Raw genomic sequence first — 13,558 nt, forward strand, 5'->3', positions numbered from 1 at the left:
ACGCAGGTGATAAGAATCAAGACAATGTTCTTTTAATTAAATTTTCCCATAATTCTGTTACCTTACGCCATTGATCGGATTGATGATCATTCCGATAGATGATTCGTTCATAATGATGGGTCAGCGTACGCATGTCCCGCGACTGATAATAGCCGTCGACTTCATGGGCATACTCTCTCAGTGTCTGGTCAGGTGCTCGCTTCAGCCCTTTCTTATCAAGGGCTTTCAGAAGGAACTGATACGCTTGCTGGTACGTTTTCGCATCTGTCTTGTGCTTATATTTTTTCATAAGGTAGTAAGACATCCAACGGAAGCGGGTCAGGTAAAGCAGAATTGCAATACCGGTAAGTACTGCCGCAACAACCAGAAGGTACCAGTTATTGCCGCCGTCCTGATCCGAACCTCCAGCTGCAGCCGCAGCATCTTCTTCTGTCTCCTGTTCAAAGTCCTGGATCTGCCCCATCGGATCTTCAGGTGTATTCGTTTCCTGGTCTTCATCAGACTCGAGGTCATCCGTATTCATATAGAAATCAGTCGGATTCGTAAAGCCCATCGTTGGCTCGAATGGTACCCATCCAATACCCGGGAAGAACACTTCCACCCATGAGTGGGCATTCGCATTCGTAATCTCGTAAAAGTTATGGGTTTCCTCACCAAGCTCCACCTCTGCATCGAGACGCTCACCACCGGTGAACCCCTTCACCCAGCGGGCAGGGATATCAACGGACCGCAACATGACGACCATCGAAGTAGAGAAGTTATCACAATAGCCTTGCTGTGTTTCGAAAATGAACTGGTCGACATAGTCCTGGTTTTCCCTAGGAACCGCTACATCTTCCGTATTGTATTCAAACCCGTTGGAGGAAAAATAACCTTCCACTTCTTTGACCGCGTCATAGCGGTTCTCTTCCTCTTCGATGATTTGTTCAGTCAGGTTTCGGATCCGGTTCGGCATATCTTCCGGAAGCTGCAAGTATGTGTCCAGTATTTCCTGAGGATCGTCATCCCCCGCTTCTCTCAACTGATCATACTCAAAGGAAGGCGAATCGTACGTCATCCGATAGTTACCGATCTGACTCGGGTTATCCGACAATTGATTCCGATACGTTTTGATTTCCCCGGTAGATCCATTCTGTTCAAATTCAAAACCATTGGTATAACGCACAAGCTCATCGGCCCCGTATGGATAGACAAGCTTCCTTAAATTTGCACGATCATTGAAGACAACGATTGTTTCCTGGTTCTCGGTTTCAACCTCGTCAGTAAACGTTCGATAGGTTATATCACCATTCGAGAGTCTGGTAATTGAGGGCTCAAGCGAGTTGACCCAGCCTTTTCCGGTGTATTGATCTTTCGACTCGATCCTCCAGTACCTTCTACTATCTGTCGCAGCCTGGAAAACCGGTGATTCGTCCTGGATGAAGGAACCACCAAGCCGTTCATCATTTTCACCATAGCCTACTTTTTGGATACCACCGCCATTACCGAATCCACCACTACCAGTACCACCTGTCAAAAACGGAACAGGGTCCGGCCACTGTGGTGTGAGCTTTGGCGATGCATAGCCGACAACTGAAGAAAATGCAATGACCAATACTAACGGCAACACCCATAAATGCGCTTTCCGGAGGCCTTTGAAGTGCACTTCCTCTCGGTCCATCTCTTTGGAAAAACTGCTGATTCCAAGCCCAATCAATGAAATAATGAAGGTCCGGACAATCGCCATTTTCCCATCGTACACCGTAAACGTATCGAGCACGGTGACATAGATGAACGTCAGGATAACGAAAAATAACATCCGCTTCGCTACTACAAACCAGTAATACAACAGATAACTCATCAGCCATAGCAGGATAAGGAATAAGAGACTCCGGAAGAACGGTGTCATTTCCCACCACTGTTGCTGGAAGATCTGGCTTATATTGAACTGGATCTGCTCAGTGGCAGCTGTAAACCAAGCCTTCGAAAAGAGACGCTCTGCAAGATACAGCCCATCCAGAATAAATGCCAGCCCCAGAAACTTTAACGGAATCGAGAGCCACCAGCTTACCTGCAAGAAGGATATGAAAAAGCAAAAGCCTGCGTAAATGATGAAAATCGTGATGTCTTCTGTATCGGTGATTTGCTCAAGCGGTCGCAGCCATTCCCAGAACAGAAGAAAGGCACATACGTAAATGACGAACTGATAAAGAAACTTTTGCTGCTGCCTGGATAGCGACATTACGTACTCACCTCGAATTCCCGCTGGGTAAACTGATCTTCTGTGAGAATGTTGACTGTGATGTTGTGGAAGCTCAGCTGCTTCAGCCATTTTCGTTCCAATTCGGATATGTGGCGCTTAGGACGAACGACAAATAACGTGACACGCTTAGATTTCTGACTTAGTCGCTCTAAGGCTTTATTAAGATCAAGACTTATTTCCGAGGTGACGACGAGCGTGACCAGCCCGTTCGGCATCTGGGCACGTTCTTTTTCCAACTGCTGTGCAAACGGCATTTCTCCAGTTGGCTGCACAACAGATAGATGTTTCTGAATCAGAGTCCGATTACTCTGGTCGCTATGAAAAGGAAAGTAAATCCGCTGATTGCCTAAAGTCATGATTGCCAGCTGGGATGTCCGCCTCCGAATTTCATCCATTAGTGAATTCGTCAGTTCCACCATCCCCTCAAACGCTACAGAAGTAAGGTTTTCCGACTCGGAAGCATCCAGCACCAGCAACATGTCCATGCTTTTTTCCTGTTCGAACTCTTTCGTCATGATCGTGTTCTTTCTCGCTGTCGATTTCCAATCAATCCACGAGTAACGGTCACCCGGCATATAGTCACGCACACCGGAGACGATATTGGTATTTTTGTAATTGACGGTCAGTGAAGGGCTTGAACCTTGCTCAAAACTGTAGGCTCTCTCTTTCAAGCGCACCTCCCGTTGGTATGGATAAGCAAGAAACGTGTGATCGACACGGTAAACGTGCTCTTTTTTCAGGAATCCGAAAAAATCTCCGGTTTTCACACGGATTCCCCATAACCGATGTTCTCCCCGAGGCACTTCATCCAATTCGTATGTGTGGCGGATTGTGCGTTTGAACCACGGGAAAGAAACCCGCTTCATCTTCCGATTTTGCAGGAGGATATCCGGCTGATCCATATGCTTGTATTTTTCCAGATGGTCGTCTTTTTTCTTCAACGATTCCGGAAAAAATTCCTCCACTACACAGTAATAGAGCGGAAATGGTGTTTTCCGCCTGATCGTAACCTCCACGCTGATCTGCTCTCCCGCCTGCACGATCCGCTTAGAAAGGTTCCGTTCCACTTTCCAATTGTGAAGTGGGTAGAGCAATAGCCCGAACATATATAGAAGGAAGGGAGCAAATGCCGTAAACAAAAACCAGCTGACAAACCCTCCCTGGAACATCGCATAGGAAAATAATACGAAAAAGAGAATCGCAACTACTGATAATTTAGCGATGAATGATAGATTTCGCTTCATTCATGATGTTCCCTTTGGACTGGTACAGGTGTATGCTCCAGTACCTTTTTGGTAATCGATTCTGCAGTCTGGCCTTCGAATTTCGCCTCTGAATTGAGGATGATCCGGTGCGGCAGAACGAAAGGTGCAAGGAATTTCACATCGTCAGGTACGACATAATCGCGATCGTGGATGAAGGCATATGCTTTCGCAGCTTTCATCAAGGATAATGATCCACGTGGACTGACTCCAAGATAAATGCTTTCATGATTTCTCGTAGCCCCGACGATATCAACGATATACCGTTGGACCGAAGCATCGACATAGACATCATCGACTTGTTTCTGTATCTCGACTAGCTCATCACGGCTCATCACGGCTTCTACCGTATTAATCGGATGTGCTCCTGACGTCCGCTGAAGCATTTCCACTTCTTCATTACGGTTCGGGTATCCCATTTTCAGCTTCAGAAGGAAACGGTCAAGCTGAGCTTCAGGCAATGGATAGGTACCTTCATATTCAATCGGATTCTGTGTCGCCATTACGAAAAACGGTTCCTTCAACGGGATTGGTGACCCATCGACAGTGATGCTCGTTTCTCCCATTCCCTCAAGCAGTGCCGCCTGGGTTTTCGGAGATGTACGGTTGATTTCATCTGCAAGGACGACGTTTCCAAGAATCGGCCCTGGACGGAACTCGAATTCCATTTCTTTCGGGTTATAAATTGATACACCTGTCACGTCTGACGGCAGTAGATCAGGAGTGAACTGGATCCGTTTGAACTCACAATCGAGCGATTTCGCCAATGTTCGAACAAGCATCGTTTTCCCGACGCCAGGAACATCCTCCAACAACACATGCCCTCTCGCTAACAGCGCAACTACGCTTAATAATGCCGCTTCATCTTTACCAATCATTACTTTTCTAATATTCTTCAAAACTTCCGAAATTCTAGGTTGATATAAAAATGTCTGCTGGGCCATAACGTAAGACTCCCCCCATATTTCCTGAAATAATTTAAAATATTTCGTCTATTCTAACTATACTATATTAATGACCTATGACAAAGCATCGAATACTCTTACATTTTAAGGAATTTTGTCGTGAAATGAAATCTGATATTCTATGCTTTCACACATTTCTTTTATCTACCAATATAACCAGTTCCGGAGCATTTTAGCCGAGTGAAAAGTAGTCAATCTAGTAAAATAAGCACATCAGGAATGTTTTTAATATGAGGAAACGGGTATCTTGATATCAAGAGGTTACATATTAGGGGGTATCAAGTGAAGAGCGATCAATCGTTATTGTTACGCATTGCAAGGAAGGACCGTCAGGCATTAGAAGCAGTTTATGACAAGTATAGCCCTTTGGTCTATCGGATCGTTCGGAATGAAATTGAAGATCGCGAGCTTGCAGAACGGATCGTCTGCCAATTATTCAAGGATCTTTGGAATCGCCCACAGACATTCCGTAAAAAGAAACTTTCCATTGCAATGGTTAAAAAATGCCAGTTACTTATCAAAACATTTCCTACTTTGAAAGTAGTAAATTGAAGCCGTTTTTCAGTATGACGCTGCTGAAAAACGGCTTTTTTTGATTGATTGCCAGATTAATTGGTGGTATCGCCAGTTTATTTTTGTTTTCGCCAGATTATCTACCGGTTTCGCCAGTTTATTCTGATTTTCGCCGGATTAGCTTCCGGCCCCCGACTCATTTGATGTCAGCAGCCTTCTCTAATACAAGTCATTTCCTTCTTTTTTCTTTCAGCTCATCGACCGTTACGAACGTGTACCCTTTATCTGATAAGGTTTGAATTACGCCTTCGATAGCAGTTAAAGATTCTTCTATTTCTCCATACATTGGATGCATCAAAATAATGGACCCTGGCTTCACGTTTTCATTAACATAGGCAACTTTGTCTTCCGGGGTTGTATAGTAAGTGTCCGGTTCTACATCCCACATGATCGTTTCCATATCCAGCTGATTCAAATAATATGGAAGACCTACAAGCTTTTTGCCAAAAGGAGGACGGAAATCAATATCTCTCTTGTACCCGATCTCACGTATCATGCCATTTGTGAGGTTGACTTCATTTTTATAAAAAGAATAGCGTTTGAAGACCATTTTCTGATGGGAATAGGAATGATTCCCAACCTGATGCCCTTCCTCAATAATCATCCTTGCTTCATCCAAGTTTTGCTCGATTTCATTTCCCACAAGGAAAAAGGTTGCCTTCACATCGTATTCTTCCAACAAAGGCAATAGGTCCTTTACCCTCTCTGTCGGCCCATCATCAAATGTGAGTGCGACTACTTTTTCATCGGTCTCCACATGATCGGTAAGTTCCCCGAATACTTGAAAGCCACGCGCATTCATCACTTCATAGGTTCCATATCCAACTGCCAGCACCAGTACAATTCCAATCAACAACCTAAAAATAAACTTCTTCATCCACTTACCTTCTTCCAGTTCTCTCAAAATAGTAACTTAATTCTAGCATAAAAAAACCTTCTCTCAGAGTAGCAAGAGAAGGTACGGTAGTTTAGTTGAACAATGCCAGCAGGCGGTCCCAGAACCCTTTTTCTTCTTCTTGTTCAGGTTCCTCCTGCGCTTTTTCTTCTTTTTTGATGGCTTCCGTCTTAATGACAAATTGGACCGAAGTCACTTTTTTGTTTTCAGACGATACGAAGGAAACCGGCTCGAAACCCGATTTATCGTATTCACTGATCATCTGGTCGATCTCCCCTTGCATCTGACCAGGTAGATCGCTTGTAGAGTCAGCCAGTTCGGATGTTCCTTCATGAAGTTCGGCCGCTCCGTTTTCAAGTTCAGCTGTACCGTTCGCCAACCCCGCGATGCCGCCGTGCAATTCATTATATGAACCAGCGAGTTCACTAACCCCGCCTGTATATTCCGTCAATCCAGCATGGAAGTTGGAATAGTTGGAGGAAAGCTGCTGCAGTCCTTCCTGCAACTGTTTCATCGAATCATCGACATTCATGTTTTCCAGACTGCTGCTGAGCCCGTCAGCCATCGTGTTCACGTTCGCACGCATTTCACCAAGTGCAGCTGCGCTTTGTTCCAAGGCAGGAGTTACCGCTTGGAACGCACCTGACACTTGATTATAGGTCGCCTTTGCACCTTGGGCAGCCTGGTGACTGGCCACTAACTTGTTGACGACTTCCTGGTTAGCACCGCTTTCCTTCAGTGCCTGGATATCTGCATCCGAAATCTCACTTGCTGGAATGCTTTCAATCGCCTGCGCTAATGCCTGATTCGCCTGGCTGTACTGATTCTTCAAGTCTGTCAAACCAGTCTCGGTCTCTTTCAACCCACCAGCAAGCTGACGAAGCCCCTCTACCATCTGTTTCAGCTCACCGAGATTCATATCACTCGAGCCACCATTGACCGATTCACTCATTTGCTGAAGCGAAGACTTGATGGAAGCGGAACCGTTCACCAATTCGGATGAGCCATTGTTAAGCTCATTGATGCCGTTCTTATATTGAGCGGAACCGTTTTGAAGCTCTGCTGCTCCATTATTCAGTTCGGCAATGCCATTTTTCAGTTCTCCGACACCTTTATTGATTTCAGCTGTCGCATCAGACAGTGATTTCATATCACCGGTCATCGTATCGGCGTCTGGTGCATCGAACGACATGGACGATGGAATAGCCGCTATTTCAATTCCGTTCATCTCCATATCGGTGACGTCTGCATTCACGGTGAAGCTTTCTTCTTTCTCAGGCATGACGGTGAACGTCACTTGGCGGTTCTTACCAGCATTGGCTACTGATCCGCCTGGCGCTTCAATATTTTCATAGATTTTCGAATCGAGCTTCAGCGTAATCTGTAACAGGTAGTTATTGAAAAAGGCTTCCGGTGCGCCTTCTTTTTTCGCTGTATCGATTTGGATTTCCAACTCGCCATCTTTTCCTGGCAGATCATCCGAAGCAACCCTTTTTCCATCAAGGCTGTAGGAGATGCCGATATCCCATGGCAGCGGCTTATCCTTGAGGTTCCCTTGATAGTAGAACTGATCGCTTGCAGCAGTGAACTTCACCTTGCTGTTCTCCTGCTTGATTTCTTCAAGGTCCGTCAAATTCTCCACTTTCGTATAAGCTCCGTGATCGATGATCGTTCCCTGGTCTTCTATCTTAAAGTTATTGACGACGTACATTTCTTCCTGATTCCCGGTTGCACTCAATGTGGCATAGACCACTTCATGCTTTTCTGCATACGTCCCTTCCCCCTGTGGCTTCTTTTCCTCAGAAGAGGACTCACCCTTCTCCGCCGAAACGAGGAAGGATGGCAGGACAAGAAGAAACGTCATGAACATTGCAGTTATCCGTTTGAATTTCATTTTCATTTCCCCTTATAGAAGTTTGCTTTCCATGTTGTTTTCTTAATGATCCAGTCAAAGACGACAAGCATTGCCGGCAGTACGAATACGACCATCAGAAAGGCAAGCAGTGCGCCTCGACCCAGCAGCAGACCGATAGCTGACACGACTGGATTCGAGGAGGTCGCTCCAAGAATGAATCCGACACTCGACAAGATTGCAGCTGAAATGAAAATCGCAAAGACTTTGCCATCGATTGTCTGCTTGATCGCCTGCATTGCAGGCATTTTCTTGCGGAGCATATAGTAATTTTCAGTAAACAATATTCCATAGTCGACCGTTGCTGCCAATTGAATAGTACTTACCAGTAGATATCCTACGTAAACGAGCGGCGTATCACTAAAATATGGTACCGCCAAGTTGATCCATACCGATGTCTGGATGGTCAGCAATAGAACGACTGGGATAGAAAGGGAGCGGAACGTAAGCAACAGCACGATCGCAATCGTAATGACGGTCAGGATATTGACGAGCGTATTATCTTTCTGGACGACATTTTTCATATCGTACAGGGTGACGCTTTCCCCTAACATATACGTTTTGTCATAATAGTCGCCGGCGGTTTCCTTCACCTGCTCAATCAGCTTGAAGGCTTCCTCTCCCTCTTCTTCGGTGTCTGTATAAAGAGTGATCCTAGCGTAATTTTCCGAATAGAATGGATCGGTCGTCTCCTCATCCAAATAGGCAGGCGGAATGACCGGGCTGACCATATTCACGTAGGAGATGACAGAAGAAATGTTCGGCACATCCTCAAGTTCCTGGACGAGCTCTTCTTCTTTTGCCCGGTCCCCTTCAGGTACAAGCAGGACGACCGGCACATTTTTACCGAAGGCATCTTCAATGGCTGCTGCGTCCTGACCTGCACGTGTATTCTCCGGCTGTTCCCCGGCACCATAGATGAATGGTGTCTTGCTTTGAGCAAGGAATGCTGGCACGATGATCAGCAGAACGAGAAGCAGACTCGGAATTCTCAGTTTCATCACAAATTTGCCGATATTTTTCACATCAGGAATGAACTGGCGGTGCTGGGTACGATCGATCCAGCGATAGAACAAGAGCGTCAATGCCGGTAAGAAAACCATGACACTGATGAAGCTCAATAGAATTCCTTTAACCAGGTTGATTCCCAAATCAGACCCGATACCGAAGTCCATGAACGTCAATGCGAAAAATCCGAAAAACGTCGTCGAAGCACTGGCGATGATCGCTGGGAATGACCGCTTCATCGCAAGCGACATCGCCTTCACCGGATCCGATTCATCCTTCCGGTAATCCTGGAAGCTGTGCAGTAAAAAGATCGCGTAATCGAGCGACACTGCAAGCTGCAGGATCGGTGCCACGGACTGGGTAATGAATGACACTTCTCCGAGAAAAATATTCGTTCCGAGGTTGATCAGGATCGACACTCCGATCGCCGTCAGGAAGAATAACGGCTCGATCCAGGAAGTAGTCGACAGAATCAAAATGATGATGATGATCGGTACCAGTAAAAGACCTGCATTCATCGATTCGCTGCCAGCCATCTGCTGGGAAGTCGCTGTCGTGACAGCTTCTCCAGTTACTGCGTTTTCGTCCCCGATCAACTCGTAGATTTCATTGATGACTTCGACTTCGTCTCCATCACGAACTTTCAGCGTAATCAACGCATTGTTGTCCTGATAATACTCTTCCACTGTATCTTCATTTGCCATTTCGAGTGGCACTTTCAAATCAACGACATCATCGAGCCACATTACTCCGCTGATGCCATCAATCGCTTCGAGATTCTTCTTATATTCAAGCGCTTCTGTGACGGACACATCTTTGACCATCATCCGCGCATTCGTCATCGGTTCGTCGAATTCTTCCTCCATCACATCCACTGCATTCATCGACGGCGAGTCTTCCGGCAGGTAGTCAGCCATATTGTAATTGACCGAGACCCCGAACTGCGCAATCGTGCTCAGTAATGTAAGGATGAAAAAGATAATCACAATGCTCTTTTTATGTTTTATGATTCGTGCTGCCCAATCTATAAGTCCTCATCCTCTCTTGCAAAACCGTAACTCACACTCTACTATTGTATTTGACACCGTGTTGGATATTCAACAAACAGTTTGCTATGATGCGTCAGTTTCCCAACACAACGATAGATAAGTGTTGGATTGTAACAAATTTTTAACAAAATGGAGGCAGGACGAATTGAGTGAAAAATTGGACCGCCGTAAGAAATACACGAGGAAAGTGCTGAAGGAAAGCCTGATTACTTTACTGGCAAACAAAACAATTTCTGATATTACTGTAAAAGAAGTGTGCGAGCTTGCCGATATCAACCGATCGACCTTCTACACCCACTACTCCGACCATTATGACCTGCTCAGTAAAATAGAAGAAGAAATAACCGAGGATATGAACAAATACCTTCACAGCTACAGCTATGAAATTGAAGAAGAGTCAATTCAGATGACCGAGAAAATTCTCGAATACGTGGTTGATAATAAAGTAATGTTCCAGACATTTTTGAAGCAGGATGCAGCCCCGACGTTTGAACAACGGATGATGGATTTGACACGAGGATTCATGATGAACAACTGGATGAAGGACCATTATCTGCAGGCGGATGAGTCTAGGTATTTGAGTTCCTTTGCCATCAGCGGCGCCATCCAGGTAATCAAGGATTGGCTTGAAAACGATTTGGACCAGTCTCCGAAGCAAATGGCTGTGCTGATCAATAACTTCATCAATTACGGATTTTCCTATCTTGATAAATGAAAACATCCAGAACCCGGGAGTTCTGGATGTTCTTTTATTACGCCCGCTTTCTGATCGTGTAAAGTGTAGCTCCCTGCACAATAAACGTAAGCAGGATCAGCACCCACATCGTATCCCGGTAAAAATCATAAGAGACTTCCGAAAAAGAATGCGCCGTTTCCAACAGCAGCCATCCGATTGGAAGGATCGGTGCTGAGAACATGTAAGACTTGTTCAGAATCGCCTGGCCTCGTTCATCTTTCCCTTCTTCTCCCCAAGACACCTTGAAGATGATATAAAGTGATACTAAAAATACCGGCATTAAAATGATTCCTGCGAAAATCATTCAATCTCCCTCCCCTTGTATTGAAATACTTCATTTATATCCTTTTCGAACAACTCTGCGATTTGAAACGCTAACTTGAGTGATGGATTGTAACGGTTTTTCTCCAATGAAACGACTGTTTGTCTGCTGACACCAAGCTTCTGGGCAACTTCCTTTTGCGACCACTTCTTCTCTGCACGAAAGACCGCAATACGATTCTCCAACTCTCCATTATCTTTAAGCACCATATGTTCAACTCCTCACGATGCTTATTGTAATATATTTTTTACATAGTGTCAAAAATATATTACATATTACCATAAAAAAATTCCCAACCATGTGGCTGGAAAGTTGACAGTACGCTCTATGATGAAAAATTATGCTTTCATGATGATCTGATTATGTAACTGGTCCAATTCCTGTGAAAGTTTGAGGACGATCGGGTCTTGAAATCCACGTTCCATCCCTTCCTGCATCATCCGGTGGCGTTTTCTTTCAAGCTCTCTCCGGATGGGGTCGTACAACTGAGGTTGAGCCATGCAACCTCCTCCTTTAATATCATACATAATTAAATTGTCCCTTTGCAATATTTTACATTATGGTATCATATTTCAATAAAAATTGGTACATTTCTAAAAAAATAATTCAAAAACAATGCCTTTATACCCATTAATTCCCATTAACAATATTAAAATAGTAATAAATACCCTTATATGGTTAGAAAATACCACACATAAGTAATAGATGTTATTTTACTAGTATAGTAATATGTACATATCGACGCATGTCGAAAGGAGGAGATTTATGTTGAAAGTGGTTAATGCTTACTTATTATCCCCGCAAGATATCAATGATCTGATCTACGCTATCGATACGACGATCAATCATGAGAATTTTTCTTCCGATCAAATCGACCGCCTTAAAAGTTTGAAGTTAGAATTCGCAATTAATGAAAAAGATATAGTTAACCATTCAGACTTCAGAAAAAGCTTAACTGCTAGAGAAGACGAAGTACTTTCCCACCTATTGAACGGAGCAAACTCGCTGAATATTTCAAAATCCCTTCATATTTCAGAACACACCGCAAAAGCCCACATCAAGAACATCTACAAAAAATTAGATGTGAATGGTAAATCTGAACTGATATTGCGATACACGTGAAATAAAGATACAACTAATATCCGCCCTACCGATAATGGCAAACCAGTTGAAAGGCTGGGACGCAAAACCACGGGTCTACAGATGTTCTATCTACGATAGCCGGGTTACCGAAGCATGGGAGACAAAGCAGTCTCTTATTTGAGACTGCTTTTTTTAATGAATAAAAAGGAGCGATTCAATGAAAACAGATTACATGCCGTTAACTGTCGCTGAAAGTTTTTATCATAATTACCAGCCGATCTTCAATCTTAGAACATGGAACAAAACAGGATACGAGGTTTTATTCCGCTCAAAGATTCACGCAACCCCAGTCAAAGCATTTCAAATTGCCAAAAAGGAAAAGAACCTCTTCAAACTGGATATCGAGTCGATAAAACTGGCTCTTCACAACCTATCGACTTTTCAACACATTCACAAAGGTGCCAAGTTGTTCATCAATGTCTATCCTTCCACGATACTTCATCCAGATTTCAACTTCTTCTTCAAAGAACATATTCACCCTTGTGTACAGAAAGATTCTCTCGTGTTTGAGTTGAACGAATCCGAAGAGTTGGATCACCCAGGTCCACTTGTAAAAAAATTAGATTCCTTAAAGAGTTCTGGCTTGAAAATAGCTATCGATGATTTCGGTGCTGGCAGGAGTGACATGATGAACCTGCTGGAATTGAACCCGGATTATATCAAAGTCGACCGTTATATTACTTCCGAACTCGATACATCACCGAAGAAACAGGAATTTCTTCAGTATTTAGTCAACTATAGCCGAAGATTCAACATTAAATTGATTTTAGAAGGGATTGAGACTTCAAAAGAACTTACGGTAGCCAAAATGCTTGGAGTAACGTATGCTCAAGGTTTCTTATTGGGAAAACCACAAAAGTTGATGTAATAGGAACGGAGGGGCCATGATGATTTGGTTAGTCAGTTATGGTTTAGTGGTTAGTTTGTTGATGTTGTTCCTGTTGCTGAAAGGTAATCGACTTTTTGTGAAAAAGAAAAAAGAAATCGTAGAATTGCAAAAGCAGCTTCAAACTATAAAGAAAGAACTCATGCCCGTAAAAGCAGGTACGAGGAGGAATTTCCGTTTAGAAGTCCCACAAATCCCTTGTACGATCGAGTTCGTTGACGTGGAGGAAGAAAGCCTGAAAAGACTGACGAATAGAAAAATCACTTCACACATTGAAGATATAAGCACATCTGGTTTAAAAATTACCTCACCATACAATTTGCCGATAAAGTCGAAGCTGAAAATAAAAGTCGTGTTTGAATTGAACAATGAAACCTTTGAACAATTCGGACTCCTTGTCAGGAAAGAAGAGCATATCCATCAAAAGATGAACCAATACGGAGTGCAGTTCATCAATGTATCGATGAAACAGCAACAGAGTATCATCTTACAGCTAAATAAGATTCAAGCTGAGCGAAGGCAAAAAAGAATTTCTTAGCGAATAAAAGGTGCTTCATGAGAAGCA

General features: G+C 43.9%; 14 protein-coding genes and 1 riboswitch. Of the genes, 5 read left to right on the forward strand and 9 right to left on the reverse strand.

The window, feature by feature from the left end; all coding sequences use genetic code 11:
• Window positions 1–16 precede the first annotated feature (16 nt).
• The 3 genes from ACFQ2J_RS17785 to ACFQ2J_RS17795 are packed head-to-tail and all read right to left on the reverse strand — an operon-like array spanning window position 17 to window position 4,448.
• Window positions 17–2,221 (reverse strand): DUF4129 domain-containing transglutaminase family protein, encoded by a 2,205-nt coding sequence (locus ACFQ2J_RS17785; protein ID WP_386063795.1) that lies wholly within the window; start codon window positions 2,219–2,221, stop codon window positions 17–19.
• The gene (locus tag ACFQ2J_RS17790; RefSeq protein WP_386063798.1) at window positions 2,221–3,486 is read right to left on the reverse strand and encodes a DUF58 domain-containing protein; all 1,266 of its coding nucleotides are present in this window, start codon (window positions 3,484–3,486) and stop codon (window positions 2,221–2,223) included. Before ACFQ2J_RS17790 ends, ACFQ2J_RS17785 begins: the two co-directional genes overlap by 1 nt.
• Complete coding sequence (locus ACFQ2J_RS17795) at window positions 3,483–4,448, reverse strand: AAA family ATPase (protein ID WP_386063800.1); 966 nt, start codon at window positions 4,446–4,448, stop codon at window positions 3,483–3,485. The genes ACFQ2J_RS17790 and ACFQ2J_RS17795 overlap by 4 nt, the downstream gene beginning before the upstream one ends.
• Before the next feature lie 303 nt (window positions 4,449–4,751).
• On the opposite strand from ACFQ2J_RS17795, the gene ACFQ2J_RS17800 reads away from it, so the two are divergent.
• Entirely contained in the window at window positions 4,752–5,021 is a 270-nt protein-coding gene (locus tag ACFQ2J_RS17800) for an RNA polymerase sigma factor (protein ID WP_386063803.1), read from the forward strand.
• A 190-nt stretch (window positions 5,022–5,211) separates the two neighbouring features.
• Here the strand turns inward: ACFQ2J_RS17800 and ACFQ2J_RS17805 are convergent, their stop codons facing one another.
• From ACFQ2J_RS17805 to ACFQ2J_RS17815, 3 genes are all read right to left on the reverse strand, one after another.
• Window positions 5,212–5,919, reverse strand: coding sequence for a polysaccharide deacetylase family protein (locus ACFQ2J_RS17805; protein ID WP_386063805.1), 708 nt, complete (start codon window positions 5,917–5,919; stop codon window positions 5,212–5,214).
• 91 nt (window positions 5,920–6,010) lie between these two features.
• Complete coding sequence (locus tag ACFQ2J_RS17810; protein ID WP_386063808.1) at window positions 6,011–7,831, reverse strand: YhgE/Pip domain-containing protein; 1,821 nt, start codon at window positions 7,829–7,831, stop codon at window positions 6,011–6,013.
• A gap of 2 nt (window positions 7,832–7,833) precedes the next feature.
• Window positions 7,834–9,774 (reverse strand): efflux RND transporter permease subunit, encoded by a 1,941-nt coding sequence (locus ACFQ2J_RS17815; RefSeq protein ID WP_386064026.1) that lies wholly within the window; start codon window positions 9,772–9,774, stop codon window positions 7,834–7,836.
• Between the two features lie 277 nt (window positions 9,775–10,051).
• Here ACFQ2J_RS17815 and ACFQ2J_RS17820 point away from each other — a divergent pair, with 277 nt between their 5' ends.
• The gene (locus ACFQ2J_RS17820) at window positions 10,052–10,621 is read left to right on the forward strand and encodes a TetR/AcrR family transcriptional regulator (protein ID WP_386063811.1); all 570 of its coding nucleotides are present in this window, start codon (window positions 10,052–10,054) and stop codon (window positions 10,619–10,621) included.
• A gap of 37 nt (window positions 10,622–10,658) precedes the next feature.
• Here the strand turns inward: ACFQ2J_RS17820 and ACFQ2J_RS17825 are convergent, their stop codons facing one another.
• The 3 genes from ACFQ2J_RS17825 to ACFQ2J_RS17835 all read right to left on the reverse strand — a co-directional run bounded on the left by ACFQ2J_RS17825 (window position 10,659) and on the right by ACFQ2J_RS17835 (window position 11,464).
• Window positions 10,659–10,946: a hypothetical protein gene (locus ACFQ2J_RS17825; RefSeq protein WP_386063813.1), complete on the reverse strand. Its 288-nt coding sequence runs from the start codon at window positions 10,944–10,946 to the stop codon at window positions 10,659–10,661.
• Entirely contained in the window at window positions 10,943–11,173 is a 231-nt protein-coding gene (locus ACFQ2J_RS17830) for a helix-turn-helix transcriptional regulator (protein ID WP_386063816.1), read from the reverse strand. Before ACFQ2J_RS17830 ends, ACFQ2J_RS17825 begins: the two co-directional genes overlap by 4 nt.
• A 129-nt stretch (window positions 11,174–11,302) precedes the next feature.
• Window positions 11,303–11,464: a Spo0E family sporulation regulatory protein-aspartic acid phosphatase gene (locus ACFQ2J_RS17835; protein WP_386063819.1), complete on the reverse strand. Its 162-nt coding sequence runs from the start codon at window positions 11,462–11,464 to the stop codon at window positions 11,303–11,305.
• Window positions 11,465–11,729: 265 nt separating this feature from the next.
• Between ACFQ2J_RS17835 and ACFQ2J_RS17840 the strand changes: the two genes are divergently transcribed.
• The 3 genes from ACFQ2J_RS17840 (at window position 11,730) to ACFQ2J_RS17850 (ending at window position 13,531) form a co-directional block, all read left to right on the forward strand.
• The gene (locus tag ACFQ2J_RS17840) at window positions 11,730–12,086 is read left to right on the forward strand and encodes a response regulator transcription factor (protein WP_386063821.1); all 357 of its coding nucleotides are present in this window, start codon (window positions 11,730–11,732) and stop codon (window positions 12,084–12,086) included.
• Window positions 12,087–12,112: 26 nt separating this feature from the next.
• Window positions 12,113–12,198: riboswitch (cyclic di-GMP riboswitch) on the forward strand.
• Window positions 12,199–12,264: 66 nt separating this feature from the next.
• Window positions 12,265–12,975 (forward strand): EAL domain-containing protein, encoded by a 711-nt coding sequence (locus ACFQ2J_RS17845; protein WP_386063824.1) that lies wholly within the window; start codon window positions 12,265–12,267, stop codon window positions 12,973–12,975.
• Window positions 12,976–12,994: 19 nt separating this feature from the next.
• A complete protein-coding gene (locus tag ACFQ2J_RS17850) occupies window positions 12,995–13,531 on the forward strand; it encodes a PilZ domain-containing protein (RefSeq protein WP_386063826.1) in 537 nt (178 codons plus the stop codon).
• Window positions 13,532–13,558 lie beyond the last annotated feature (27 nt).

The organism is Thalassobacillus hwangdonensis, assembly GCF_042675915.1.
In the GTDB taxonomy this organism is placed as follows: domain Bacteria; phylum Bacillota; class Bacilli; order Bacillales; family Halobacillaceae; genus Thalassobacillus_A; species Thalassobacillus_A hwangdonensis.